Source organism: Streptomyces sp. NPDC030991, assembly GCF_055571235.1.
In genome coordinates this window covers 422133-435426 of record NZ_JBVIFR010000001.1, presented here as the reverse complement: position 1 = coordinate 435426, position 13294 = coordinate 422133, and the positions used below count along the sequence as shown (strand labels likewise).

General features: G+C 72.7%; 11 protein-coding genes. 4 read left to right on the top strand and 7 right to left on the bottom strand.

From position 1 onward, the window contains the following. Window positions 1–166 precede the first annotated feature (166 nt). Window positions 167–1456, top strand: coding sequence for an extracellular solute-binding protein (locus ACZ45E_RS02125; RefSeq protein WP_468215360.1), 1290 nt, complete (start codon window positions 167–169; stop codon window positions 1454–1456). Between the two features lie 31 nt (window positions 1457–1487). Here ACZ45E_RS02125 and egtD read toward each other — a convergent pair whose 3' ends face one another. Genes egtD through egtA form a run of 4 tightly spaced genes read right to left on the bottom strand, consistent with a single transcriptional unit; the run spans window position 1488 to window position 5852 of the window. After that, window positions 1488–2456, bottom strand: a complete 969-nt coding sequence (egtD, locus tag ACZ45E_RS02120; protein WP_468215357.1) for an L-histidine N(alpha)-methyltransferase — start codon at window positions 2454–2456, stop codon at window positions 1488–1490. Continuing rightward, window positions 2453–3217, bottom strand: coding sequence for an ergothioneine biosynthesis protein EgtC (gene egtC / locus ACZ45E_RS02115; protein ID WP_468215356.1), 765 nt, complete (start codon window positions 3215–3217; stop codon window positions 2453–2455). The genes egtD and egtC overlap by 4 nt, the downstream gene beginning before the upstream one ends. Next, window positions 3217–4566, bottom strand: a complete 1350-nt coding sequence (egtB, locus tag ACZ45E_RS02110) for an ergothioneine biosynthesis protein EgtB (protein WP_468215353.1) — start codon at window positions 4564–4566, stop codon at window positions 3217–3219. Before egtB ends, egtC begins: the two co-directional genes overlap by 1 nt. Then, window positions 4563–5852 carry an ergothioneine biosynthesis glutamate--cysteine ligase EgtA gene (egtA, locus tag ACZ45E_RS02105; protein ID WP_468215351.1) on the bottom strand — a complete coding sequence of 430 codons (1290 nt, stop codon included), beginning with the start codon at window positions 5850–5852 and terminating at the stop codon, window positions 4563–4565. The genes egtB and egtA overlap by 4 nt, the downstream gene beginning before the upstream one ends. A 560-nt stretch (window positions 5853–6412) precedes the next feature. On the opposite strand from egtA, the gene ACZ45E_RS02100 reads away from it, so the two are divergent. After that, window positions 6413–7480 (top strand): glycosyl hydrolase family 18 protein, encoded by a 1068-nt coding sequence (locus tag ACZ45E_RS02100; protein ID WP_468215350.1) that lies wholly within the window; start codon window positions 6413–6415, stop codon window positions 7478–7480. Window positions 7481–7560: 80 nt separating this feature from the next. After that, on the top strand, window positions 7561–8619 hold the full coding sequence (locus ACZ45E_RS02095; protein ID WP_468215349.1) for a LacI family DNA-binding transcriptional regulator: 1059 nt from the start codon (window positions 7561–7563) through the stop codon (window positions 8617–8619). A gap of 262 nt (window positions 8620–8881) precedes the next feature. On the opposite strand, the gene trxA is transcribed toward ACZ45E_RS02095, so the two are convergent. After that, window positions 8882–9277, bottom strand: coding sequence for a thioredoxin (gene trxA / locus ACZ45E_RS02090; RefSeq protein WP_324775018.1), 396 nt, complete (start codon window positions 9275–9277; stop codon window positions 8882–8884). Window positions 9278–9420: 143 nt separating this feature from the next. Here trxA and ACZ45E_RS02085 point away from each other — a divergent pair, with 143 nt between their 5' ends. Beyond that, window positions 9421–10845 (top strand): dihydrolipoyl dehydrogenase family protein, encoded by a 1425-nt coding sequence (locus ACZ45E_RS02085; protein ID WP_468215347.1) that lies wholly within the window; start codon window positions 9421–9423, stop codon window positions 10843–10845. A gap of 172 nt (window positions 10846–11017) precedes the next feature. On the opposite strand, the gene ACZ45E_RS02080 is transcribed toward ACZ45E_RS02085, so the two are convergent. Next, window positions 11018–11695, bottom strand: coding sequence for an AIM24 family protein (locus ACZ45E_RS02080; RefSeq protein ID WP_468215344.1), 678 nt, complete (start codon window positions 11693–11695; stop codon window positions 11018–11020). A 139-nt stretch (window positions 11696–11834) separates the two neighbouring features. Beyond that, window positions 11835–13130 (bottom strand): methyltransferase, encoded by a 1296-nt coding sequence (locus ACZ45E_RS02075; protein ID WP_468216012.1) that lies wholly within the window; start codon window positions 13128–13130, stop codon window positions 11835–11837. Between the last annotated feature and the right edge of the window lie 164 nt (window positions 13131–13294).

Here is a 13294-nt window from a genome sequence, read left to right as displayed (position 1 = left end):
GGGGGCGGACGGGGTCCGCGCGCCCGGCCCGCCCCGGTCACCGTTGATTACTCCCGGGTAACTCTTGACCTGCGCATTGGTACATACCAAAATCCAGCCCCATACCCGTACGAGCCACTCGCTCTTCCCCCACGTCGGGCTCCTCCTCCCTGTCCGCAGGCAGAAAGTGACCCTCGTGAGATCCCGCCGTGCCGTGCTGTCCCTCGGTTCCCTCCTCGTCGTGACCGGCACGCTGACCAGCGCGTGCGGAGCGCTGCCCGGCGGTGAACCGGAGCGGCGCACGGTCACCGTGTGGCTGATGCGCAACAGCGCGTCCGACTCGTTCATCGAGCGCTTCACCAAGGATTTCGAGGCCGAACACACCGACGTACGCCTGGACATACGCATCCAGGAATGGACCGGGATCGGGGAGAAGGTCACCGCCGCCCTGAAGGACACCCGCGGCGACCACGCCCCCGACGTGATCGAGGTGGGCAACACCCAGGTCCCGCAGTACGTCGACGAAGGCGGCCTGCTCGACCTCTCCCTGGAGTCCGCGCGCGACCTGGGCATGGCGGACTGGCTGCCCGGACTCGCCGAGCCGGGCGTCGACAAGTCCCGGCAGTACGGCATCCCCTGGTACGCCGCCAACCGCGTGGTCATCTACAACAAGGACCTCTTCACCCGGGCCGGCATCGAGAACGCGCCCAGGACGCGCGGCGAATGGCTCGACATGACGCGCCGCCTCGACACCGGCGGCACCCAGGGCATCTACCTCGCCGGGCAGGACTGGTACACGCTGTCCGGATTCATCTGGGACGAGGGCGGCGAACTGGCCCACGCATCCGGCGGCACCTGGACCGGCGCCCTCGACACGCCCGCCGCGCTGCGCGCCATGGACTTCTACCAGCAGCTCCAGGCCCTGGGCGGCGGCCCGAAGGACGCCGACGAGGAACACCCCTCACAGGCCGACCGGTTCGCGAAGGGTGACATCGCCCAGATCATCTCGGTGCCCGGCGCGACCCAGCAGATCCTCCGCACGAACCCGTCACTGAAGGGGAGACTCGGCTACTTCCCGATCCCCGGCAAGACGGCCGCGCGCGCGGGCGCCGTCTTCACCGGTGGCTCGGACCTCGTCGTCCCGGCCGACACCGACGACCGGGCCGGCGCGGTCGCCGTGGTGAAGGCCCTGGCCGGCAAGGAGTGGAACACCGAGCTGGCCAGGACCATGAACTACGTCCCCAACAAGACGACCCTGGCCGGCGCCGTGGCCGGCGAGCCCGGCGTCGCCGCGATGGCCGTCGGCGCCGCCCACGGCAAGGCGACCCCCGCGTCACCGCTCTGGGCGAACGTGGAGGCCGCCGACAACCCCATCAAGGCGTACATGTCCCGGGTCCTGTCCGGCGCGGACCCGGCCACCGAGGCGAAGAAGGCGTCCCGCGAGATCACCCGCCGCCTGGACGAGAGCGGCGTGTGACCTGCCCCCCGCCGCCCGGCCGGGGGCCCGCTCAGGCGGCCGGCACGGAACTCAAGGACAGGGCGAACCGGCCCTCCGAGTCGGTCCACCACCGCACCAGATCGAGCCCCGCCGCGCCGAGTTCCTCCCGCACTCCCTCCCGGCGGAACTTGGCCGACACCTCCGTCCGCACCTCCTCGCCCGCCGCGAAGGCGACCGCGAGATCCAGCGCCGGCACCTTCACGGTCTGCGCCACGGTGGAACGCAGCCGCATCTCGATCCACTCCCGTTCGGCGTCCCAGACGGCCACGTGCTCGAACGCCCCGAGATCGAAGTCGGCGCCGAGCTCACGGTTGACCACGGCGAGGACGTTCTTGTCGAACGCCGCGGTGACGCCCGCCGCGTCGTCGTACGCGGCGACCAGCGTCGCCTCGTCCTTGACCAGGTCGGTGCCGAGCAGGAAGAAGTCGCCGGGCGCGAGCAGTGCGCGTACCGCCGTCAGGAACGCGGTGCGCTCCTCGGGCAGCAGATTGCCGATCGTGCCGCCGAGGAACGCCACCAGCCGCGGCCCCGGCGTCGCGGGCAGTGCGAGCGTCCGGGTGAAGTCGGCGACCAGGGCGTGGATGTCGAGCGAGGGATGCTCGGCGAGCAGTGTCTCCGCGGCGCCCCGCAGCGCGCTCTCGCTCACGTCCACGGGAACGTAGTGCGTCAGCTCCGGGAACGCCGCCAGCAGGTGGCGGGTCTTGTCGGAGGAGCCCGAACCCAGCTCGATCAGGGTCCTGGCCCCCGTCGCCGCCGCGATCTCCGCGGCGCGCGCCACGAGGATCTCCCGTTCGGCGCGCGTCGGGTAGTACTCGGGCAGCGTGGTGATCTCGTCGAACAGCTCGCTGCCGCGCGCGTCGTAGAACCACTTCGGCGGCAGTGTCCTCGGCGAACCTGATAGGCCGTTCAGGACGTCGGACCGCAGCGCGGCCCCGGTGGCGTCCTCGGGCAGCGTGCGGGTCAGTGCGTACGGGCTCACGCGATCGGCTCCTTGAGCGGGGTCAGCAGGACATCGGTGCGGCTCGCGGCGAGCAGCGTGCGGTCGGGCACCTCGGTCCAGTGCGGATCGTCGTCATACGGTTCGGAGGCGACGACGGTGCGGCGGCCCGGCTCGCAGAGATACCAGAGGGTGTCGCCCCAGGCCGTCGCCGCGATCGTCTCGCCGTTGCCGAGAAGGAGGTTGAGGCGGGCACCGGGCGCGGCCTCGGCGACCTCCAGGACGGTGTCGGCCAGCGCCTGCGCCTCGGCGTTCTCATAGGCACCCGAGCGCAGCCGGTGCAGCACCAGCGCCCACACGAACGCCGAGTCGCAACGGGCCTCCATGGACAGCAGGTCGGCCGCCGGCAGCGTGGGCACCAGCGGGGCCAGCGAGTGCGGCCAGCCGGGCACCGCGCCGTTGTGGCTGAACAGCCAGGGGCCGGACGCGTACGGCGCCGCGGCTGCCTCCCCGTCGGCTCCGGCGACGGTGGCGTCGCGGACGGCCGCCAGCACCGCGCCCGAGCGGACCACCCGGGCCAGGTCGGTGTAGGACAGGTCGCCCCAGATCGGCCCCGTGCGCCGGTACCGGGCGGGTGTCCGGTCCCCTTCCGCGTACCAGCCCATCCCGAATCCGTCGGCGTTGACCGTGCCGTGCCGCTGTCTGCGCGGCGCCCACGACTGGCGGAACAGGCTGTGCGGCGGCGCGTCCAGCACGTCGCCGAGCGGCACGGGCGGCCCCAGGTAGGCCAGGTGACGGCACATCAGGTGGTCTCCCGCGGGCCGGCGTCGCGGGCTGTGCGGAAGCCCGCGAAGATCTGCCGGCGGATCGGCAGGTCCCAGTTGCGGAACGTGCCCCGGCACGCCACCGCGTCCACCGCGAACGAGCCGCCGCGCAGCACCTTGTGGTCGGGCCCGAAGAACACTTCCGAGTACTCGCGGTACGGGTAGGCGGCGAAACCGGGGTAGGGCAGGAAGTCGCTCGCCGTCCACTCCCACACATCACCCATCAACTGCCGTACTCCCAAAGGCGATTCACCCAGTGGGTAGCTGCCGGCGACGGCCGGGCGCAGATGGCGCTGGCCCAGGTTCGCGCGCTCCGGCGTCGGATCGGCGTCGCCCCACGGGTAGCGCGTCGAGCGGCCCGAGGCCGGATCGAAGCGGGCGGCCTTCTCCCACTCCGCCTCGGTCGGCAGGCGACGCCCCGCCCAGCGCGCGTAGGCGTCGGCCTCGTACCAGCTCACATGCAGCACCGGCTCGTCGGGCGGCACCACCTCCGTCGCCCCGAACCGCCTGCGCAGCCACTGACCTGCCTCCCGCCGCCAGAACAACGGCGCCTCGAACCCGCTGTCGCGGACCATGACCCAGCCCGCGGGGTCCCACCAACGGGCCTGCCGATAACCGCCGTCGGCGATGAACTCCATGTACGCGGCGTTCGTCACCGGCGTCGTGTCGAGGTGGAAGGCGGGCACGAACCGGGCGTGCGCGGGACGCTCGTTGTCCAGCGCCCAGGGCTCCGCCGTCGTGCCCATCGTGAACGGCCCGCCGGGTACCAGGACTTCGGCAGGCCCGGTGAAGGGGGTCTTCGGCCGCTCGGGATCGGGCGCCGTCAGCGCGGTCGTGCCCGACCGGAGCTGATGGGTGATCAGCATGGTCTCGTCGTGCTGCTGTTCGTGCTGGGCGACCATGCCGAAGGCGAAGCCCGAGCGGGTCAGGCGCGCGGCGCCGTCCGCCTCGAAGGACGCCTTGTCCAGGATGTCCAGCGCCCTGCCGCGCACGTCGGCCGCGTACCCCCGGGCCTCCCGCGGCGCGAGCAGCGGAAGCCGCGGGCGCTCGGCGCGCGGATGCTCGAACGCGTCGTACAGCGGGTCGATCTCCGGCCGCAGCGCCGCACGGCCCCCCACCGCCCGCAGCAGCCACTGCTCCTCCTGGTTGCCGATGTGCGCCAGGTCCCACACCAGCGGCGACATCAACGGCGAGTGCTGCGCGGTCAGTTCGGGCTCCTCCACGCAACTGGTCAAAAGGGTGGTGCGGCGGCGCGCGGCCAGAAGGGCGTCCGCCGCGCGACGGCGCAGCGCCTCCGGGTCGGTGGTCACGTTCTCCTCGATGGTCATGAGTGGACGGTCCTCCCCTGGGCGGGTTCGGGAAGCGTGTCGAGCACGTCGTCGGCGGGGCACCGGCCGCGTACGACATGGCGGTGCGTGAAGTCCGCGACCGCCTGCCGTACGTCCGGGTCCGCACCGATCCTGGGCAGCGCGTCCAGAGCCGTCGTGAAGCAGGCCGTCGCCGCCTCGCGCAGCTCGGGATCGGCGAGGCCGAGCCGGGCGGCGTCCCGCCACAGTGAGTTGTGCGGGGCGGGCCGCGAACCGGCGCGCTCCGCGAGGGGCTTGACGGCCCGGTACGCGGTCTCGGCGGCCTGCGGATCGTCGAAGAGCGCGGTCGTCACGGCGAGCGGCACGATCCACCCGTCGTCGCCCGGCTGCGCGTCGATCATGCGCAGTTCGAGATGGCCGCGCGGCCGCACCGGCGGGAACAGCGTGGTCAGGTGGTAGTCGAGGTCCGAGCGGGTCGGCGGGCGCGGTGCGCCGCCGCCGCGGGCCCACTCCCGGAACGACAGCCCCTCCGGGACGTGCCACGGGCCGCTGTCCGTACGGACGCACATCACGGGCGCGTCCAGCACGTGCCGCGCCCACGCCGTGCGCGGATCGCCGTCGAGCGGCGGCGCGCCCGAGCGGCCCTCGTCGATGCGCTCCCACAGCAGCTGCCGCGTGGAGCGCCAGCCGGTCGGACGGCCGGACAGCATCGGGGAGTTGGCGAACGCGGCGACCAGCACCGGCCCGAGCAGATGGGCGAGCCGCCACCGCCGCCCGTGCCCCAGCGGCCCCGGCTCCTCGTGACCGGCGTCCAGGCAGACCTGCACGGACGCCGAGGAGCACATCATGGACCGCCCGGCGGGACCGGCACGGTCGAGGGCCGCCTCCAGAGCGTCGTAACGGGGCTGATGCAGGACGCGTCGGGGAGGCCGCCACGGGTCGGTGCCGTGGCCGGACAGGACGAGTCCGTGGCCGCGGAGCGCGGCGCGGACGGCGGTCAGATCGGCCCGCATGGCCGAGACGCAGTCCATCAGCGTGGCGGAAGGGAGCGAACTGAGCTCCAGCTGTCCGCCGGGTTCCACGGTGAGCGCCGAGCTCAGGGGCAGGGCGCGCAGTGCGGCGTACGCCGCGTCGAGTCGTTCGGGTGCCAACAGGTGCCGCGGGCGTCGCGGCTCGTGGACGATCCACTCCAGCTCCACGCCCACCGTCCGCGGCGGGCCCGTCTTGAAGCAGATGCCCCGTACCAGGGCCTCCACCTCGGCCTCGGTGACCAGGTCACCGCGGCCCGTACAGTCTCCCTCGCTCATATCGGGATCCTCCTGGGTCCTCGTGCATCCATGGTCCCCGGTGGGAACCATGTCGTCGATTCGGCCCGGTGCGGGCCGTTACGGGCAACGCCCGACCCACCCAAGACGCTCCCGACGCTTCGCACAAGAGTGCCCCTGGACTTCCGGTCTCACGCCGGCACACAGGGGGTGCACACCCGGCGCACGAGGTGCACGAGGCAGGCGCACCCCCAGACGTCACTCCCAGCTGTAGTGCTCCCACAGGCGCAGCACCACCAGGCTGAACCGGCCCCGGTCCAGGACGCACTCCCCGCGGCGCATCCCGCGCTCGTGCACCGCAGCACCCGGTCCCGAACGGCACCCCGTCCACGATCTCGCCCGGGTCCGGCTCGCCGTCGCGCGCGGGCGCGTACTCCGTGCGCACCCGGCCCACCCCGAGCGGATCGGCCCGCACCGTCGCACCGTCGCGGCCCGGGTGCTCGTACGCGTGGTCTCCGTGAAAGCAGTCACGCGGGTCACGTGAGGACGCGGACGGCCCATTCCGCGCGGCGGGTGCGCCGCCCGCCCCACAAGCTCGGCACATGGCACGCCGAATACACCGAAGCGCCCTGTCCGTCCTCGCCGCCCTCACCGTCCTGTGCACGCTGAGCGCCGCGGCCCCCCTCCGCACCGCGCCGCCGCCCCCGCGCACGGTCTCGGCCTGGCTGCCGTACTGGAACCAGGAGGCCGCCTACCGCGACGCCCTCGCGCACGCCGCGCAACTGCGGACCATCAGCCCCTTCTGGTACGAGACGAAGTCCGCGACCCGCGTCGACGGCCACCCCGGAGCCGGTGACCGCCGCGTCATCGACGGCCTGCACGCCAAAGGCATCCAGGTCGTGCCCACCGTCATGGAGCAGATGAGGCCCGGCGCCCTGGGCGCCGTCCTGACCAGCCCCGCACAGCGCGCCGCGCACGTCAAAGCACTGCTCACCCTCGTCCGCAGCCGCGCCTACGACGGCATCGACCTCGACTACGAGAGCATCGCGCCGACCCCCGAACCCGCCTATCCGGCCGTGCGCGACGGTTACGCCGCCTTCGTCACGGACCTGTGCGCGCGACTTCACGCCCTGCGCAAGCAGTGCTTCGTGACCGTCACCCCCAAAACGCGTACCACGGGCCGTATCTGGGACTACAAGAAGCTGGGCGCCACCGCCGACCGGATGCGCGTCATGGCCTACAACCTGCACTGGGCCGAGGGCGCGCCCGGACCGCTCTCGTCACCGCAGTGGTACGAGGAGATCCTGGACCGCGCGACCGCCGAAGTCCCCCGCGCCAAACTGGAGATGGGCCTGCCGGCGTACGGCTGGGACTGGGCCGTCGGCAGCAAGGCCCGGGCGAGACACCTGACCGCGACGGAGGCCGAGGCGCTGCGCCGCAAGGTCGGGGCGCCCTACGCGCTCGACCCGGACTCCCGCACCCCGCACTTCACGTACAAGGACGGCGGGACACAGCGCACCGTCTGGTACCAGGACGCCCGCGGTATCGCCGTCCACCTGCCCGCCCTGCGCAGATACAAGGTCCCGTACACCGTCCTGTGGGCGCTCGGTTTCGAACAGCCCGAGCTGTGGGGCACGCTCGCCGCCGGACAGGACGTTCCCGCTCCATGAGAGGCGCCCCGAGGCCCGGGCGGCGGGCGCGCGGCCCGGGGCCCGCCCGCCGAGGCCCGTCTGGAAGGATGCCGTGCGTCATGGTGCAGATACCGAAGCAGCAGCCCGCCCAGCCGTCCGCATCCTCCGGGGCCGCACCCGCCGAGACCACCGGGTCCGCCCGCGGCGCCGTGCCGACGAGCGCCGACGTCGCCCGTCTGGCCGGCGTCTCACGCGCCACGGTCAGCTACGTCCTGAACAACACCAGCGCCGTCCGGATCAGCGAACCCACCCGGCGCCGCGTCCACGAAGCGGCGAAAGAACTCGGCTACGTCCCGCACGCCGCCGCCCGCAGCCTGCGCGCCGGCCACACCCGCATCGTCCTGATGCCGACCCCGGAAGTCCCCGTCGGCCCCCTCTACAGCGGCTTCCTCAACGAACTGCAATGGGCGCTGAGCCGCCTGGACTACACCGTCGTGCAGTACGGCAGCGTCGGCCTCGGCGGCGAGGCGGCGGCCCGCGCCTGGGCAGAGCTGCGCCCGGTCGCCGTCCTGGCCTCCATCGGCCTCGGCCCCGACGGCATCGGCATCCTGCGCCGGTCCGGCGCCAAGGCCGTCCTCACCCTGGGCCCCGACCCGGTCGCCGGCGCCCACGCCCTGATCATGGACCACCGCGAGGTCGGCCGCGTCGCCGGCGAACACCTCGTCGCCCGCGGACACCGGCGGCTCGGCGTGGTCATGCCCCGCGAGGAAGGACTCGGCACCTTCGCGCTGCCCCGGCTCGCGGGAGTCCAGGACACCGGCGCGGACGTGGTGCGGCTGCCCCTCGCCTACGAGGAACAGGACGCGGCCCGCGTCGCCGGACAGATCCGGGAGCGGGGGCTCGGCGCGGTGTTCGCGTACAACGACGAGTACGCGATGCTCCTCATGCGCGCACTCCAGGACGCCGGCGTCGACGTCCCCGCCGAGGTCGCCGTCATCGGCGCCGACGATTTGATGCTGGGCCGGCTGCTGCGCCCCCGCCTCAGCACGGTCCGCATCGACCTGCCCTCCGGCGAGGAACTGGCCGCAATCGTCGACCGGCTGGTGCGCGACCCCGCGGCCGAACCCGAGGTGCGCAACGTGATGGGCGCGAGCGCGGTACCCCGCGAATCGACCTAGGGCGTGTTTCGAAAGTCCCGCCTGCCCCGCGGCGTCTGGCACGCACGCTCGCCGCGTTGCCGGAACGCCCGCATAGCTCCGCTATGAGGGCGCCCCGGCGCCTTGCGATCGCACGCACCAGACGCCGTGGGGCCCGCCCTTCGGGCGGACGACGGGACTTTCGAAACACGCCCTAGGCCCCGGTCCCCGGCCTCCCTTGGAACCCGAAGAGGCGGCCACCCGACGGCGGCCGCCTCCTCCGGCTCTCGCGTGCTGTCGCGCCTCAGCCCTCCTCGGGCTGCTGCGCGGCCTGCGCCTGCTGTTCGGCGACGGACTTGCGGACCTCGTCCATGTCGAGCTTGCGGGCCTGGCCGATCACGTCGTCCAGGGCCTCCTGCGGCAGCGCGCCCGGCTGCGCGAAGACGGCCACCTGGTCACGGACGATCATCAGCGTCGGGATGGACTGGATACCGAACGCGGCCGCCAGCTCCGGCTGCGCCTCGGTGTCGACCTTGCCGAAGACCAGGTCGGGGTTGGCCTCGGCGGACTTCTCGTAGACGGGAGCGAACTGCTTGCAGGGCCCGCACCAGGACGCCCAGAAGTCGATCAGCACGAATTCGTTCTCCGTGACCATCTGATCGAAGTTCTCCTTGGTCAGCTCCACGGTGGTGCTGCTCATGGTGATTTCCCTCTTCCTGCTTCCTGGGTTCAGGGCGAAGCCGTAGGGGGCAAAGCCGCTGGGCACAACAGTCCGCAGAGCGGACGTATTCCGCGCACGTACCCATGTGGCCCACCGGCACACCTACGTTCACACTGGGGCGTATGACGGAAGCCATGGAGTACGACGTTGTAGTGGTGGGAGCCGGTCCGGTCGGCGAGAACGTCGCCGATCGCGCACGGGCCGGCGGGCTGAGCGCCGCCATCGTGGAGAGCGAACTCGTCGGCGGCGAGTGCTCGTACTGGGCGTGCATGCCCAGCAAGGCCCTGCTGCGCCCCGTGATCGCCCGCGCGGACGCCCGCCGCGTGCCGGGCCTGCGCCAGGCGGTGCAGGGCCCGCTCGACACCGCCGCCGTACTCGCCCACCGGGACGACTACACCTCCCACTGGAAGGACGACGGCCAGGTCGGCTGGATCGAGTCCATCGGGGCCGACCTCTACCGCGGCCACGGCCGCCTCGCAGGACCGCGCCGCGTCACCGTCACCGCCGACGACGGCACGGTCACGACGCTGACCGCACGGCACGCCGTCGCCGTCTGCACCGGCACCCGCGCCGCCCTCCCGGATCTGCCGGGCCTCGCCGACGCCAAGCCCTGGACCAGCCGGGAGGCCACCAGCTCCGACCACGTGCCAGGCCGCCTGATCGTGGTCGGCGGGGGAGTCGTGGCGACCGAGATGGCCACGGCCTGGCAGGCGCTCGGCTCGCAGGTCACCATGCTCGTACGCGGCGGCGCACTGCTGGAGCGGATGGAGCCGTTCGCCGGGGAACTGGTCGCGGACGCGCTGCGTGAGGCGGGCGCGGACGTGCGGACGGGTACGTCCGTGACGGCCGTCGAGCGACAGGGGACCACCGTCACGGCCACCCTCGGCGACGGCTCGACGCTGGAGGCCGACGAGATCCTCTTCGCGACCGGCCGGGCCCCGCGCACCGACGACATCGGCCTGGAGACGGTGGGCCTGAAGCCCGGATCCTGGCTGACCGTCGACGACACCCTGCGCGTCGAGGGCAACGACTGGCTCTACGCCGTCGGCGACGCCAACCACCGCGCCCTCCTCACCCACCAGGGCAAGTACCAGGCCCGCATCGCGGGCGACGTGATCGCCGCGCGCGCCGCCGGTGTCCCGCTCCTGGAGACCGACCGCTGGGGCGCCCACGTGGCCACCGCCGACACCGCCGCCGTCCCCCAGGTCGTCTTCACCGACCCGGAGGCGGCGAGCGCGGGCCTGACCCTCGCCGAGGCCGAGGAGGCGGGCCACCGCGTACACGCCGTCGACTACGACATGGCGAACGTGGCCGGCGCGGGCCTCTACGCCGACGGCTACACCGGCCGCGCCCGCATGATCGTCGACCTCGACCGGGAGATCCTCCTCGGCGTCACGTTCGTCGGCCCCGGCGTCGGCGAACTCATCCACTCGGCGACCATCGCGATCGCCGCCGAGGTCCCGATCGACCGGCTGTGGCACGCGGTGCCGTCGTACCCCACGGTCAGCGAGGTGTGGCTGCGGTTGCTGGAGACGTACCGAGGCTGACGGCGGTAGGACGCGGGCCGCGAGCACGGTACGGGCTCCGGCACGGTCCGCCGTGCCCGTACCGTCGCCGCGAACCTGTTCCTGCGCTGGAGCACGCCGGAGGTGGCGGCGCGCCGGTCTGACGAGGCGTCCACGTACGGACACCTCGGCGGACCGGCACTCCGGGCCCTCTCTAGTGCTGCTGCGGCTTCTGTGGTGTCACCTCGCTGGGGCGGACGACCACGAAGCCCTCGCCCTCCAGCATCAGCTGCACCGCCTCACCGGAGCCGCCGCGGATCATCGAACCGATGGACTGCGAACGGTGCAGCGACGTACGGAGGTTGGCGCTCCAGCCGACCACCGCGTCCGTGTCCACGTACACCGGCTGCTGCGCGGAGACCGGCAGGACGAGCGGATTGCCCTCGCAGACCAGCCCCAGCTTGCCGTGGCCGCTGAAGACGCTGTTGAACAGGCCGCCGCCGGAGATGCCCGCCCCCTTCACCGTCTTGATCTCGTACGACAGTGTGGCGTCGAAGCACAGCACGTTGCGGCCGTTGACCGTGAACAGGTCGCCGGGCTCGATGTCGACCACGAAGACGTTCTGCGCCTCCTGCGCGAACCAGGCCTCGCCCTGACCGTGCACCTTCATCAGGGCCAGGCCCTCACCGGTGACGGCGCGCTTGAGCATGCCGCCGACGCCCTGGCCCTTCCGCTCGAACTGCAGATTCCCCCGGTAGGCGATCATCGCCCCCTGCCGCGCCAGCATCTCGCCGTTGACCACGTACCGGATCGACTTGGCGTTCTGGACGGTCATCCCCGGCGCGACAGCGGGCTGGACCATGTACTCGTGTGCGAAAAGATCACCCTTCATAAGGGCATCGTCACCCGGAGGAATCCGTTCCGACAAGCACGGGGAGGCCTCGTTACGGCCGGGTCACCGATCCGCCGCCCCCGCGCTCACCGCCCCGGGTACTGGCCGCCGGTGACCATGGCCCGGCGCGGTGGAAGGTCTAGTGATCGTTCGCCCGGCGCGGGCGCCGTGCGCCTCGTCCCCCCGGGCCTTCCTGTCGCACTGCCTTCAGGATCACGAACTTCGGGTTGCCGGCGACCAGTTCACTGGCGCCGAAGAGGCGGCGCAGCTTCAGGTGGTGGCCGAGGTGGCGGTTGCCGACGACCCACAGTTCGCCGCCCGGCCGCAGCGCCGCGTGGGCCTGCGCGAACATCCGCCACGCCGTCGCGTCCGAGGTCGCCTGGTGGGTGTGGAAGGGCGGGTTGTTGAGGACCAGGTCCACGCTGGCGTCGGGGGCGCCCGCCAGTCCGTCACCGACCCGGAAGACGGCCTTGCCGGGCCGCTCGCCGCAGTTCTCCGCGTACGTCGCCGCGGCCGACGCCACTGCCTGGTGCGACTCGTCGGTGAACAGGATCTCCGCGTCCGGACTGGTCAGCGCGGCGCTCGTGCCGACGACGCCGTTGCCGCAGCCGAGGTCCACGATCCGGGCGGCGCCGGTCTCCCGCGGCAAGTGCTGCAACAGGAACCGCGTGCCGATGTCCAGGCGCTCGGCACAGAACACCCCCGCGTGGTTGACGACGGTCCGGCCTGCCAACAGGCCGACATCGTCGGGCAGTTGATAGCGCAGCGGCCACGGATTGCGGCCGGGGGACAGCATCAGGTCCGGCGTGCTGAAGATGAGCCGCGCCTTCTTCTCGGCGAGCGAGGTGCGGGTCGGGCCGACGATCCGCTCGAACAGGTTCAGCGTCGAGGTGTGGATCTCCTTGACCATGCCGGTGCCGACGACCACGGTGCCCTCGTGCAGGGCGGGCCGCAGCCGGTGCAGCTGGTCCTGCAGCAGGGCGAGGCTCTTCGGCACGCGGACCAGCAGTACGTCGACGCGGTCCGGCGGGGTGTCCTGCGTGGTGAGCAGCGTGGCCGGGGCCGCGGTCCCGGCCACGTCCCCGGCGGTGGCGGCGGGCTCGGCTCCGGGGTCGGTGTCGGCCGCGGTCTCGTCCTCGGTTCCGGCCTCGTCCCCGGTTCCGGCGAGCGCCTTGCGTGCGAGGTTCTCCTCGGTGGCCCGCTGGCCGAGGTACGAGTCCGAGATCAGCGTGGGCGAGCAGCCGTCGGCCCCCGTCAGCGCCGTGCCGAGGGTGCCCCAGCGATCGCCGACGACCACGACCGCGCCGGAGAGGTCGATGCCGCTCTCGGCGAGGTGCTTCAGCAGATACGTGTCGGCCGCGTCCCAGGCGCGCAGTGGATCGCGGGGGTCCGCCGGGAAACGGCTGAGGTCGACGTCTCCCCAGGGGGTGGTCAGGCGGTGGGCCGGGGCGGGCTGCTGCTCAATGCGGTTCATCGTGTGCCAGGCTAACCGAGGCCCAGCTCACGGCGGTGGGGGGGGGGGGGGGGGGGGGGGGGGGGGGGGGGGGGGGGGTGGGAGGGGGGGGGGGAGGCAGACTCGCCACCCCCGAGCGCGAGGCC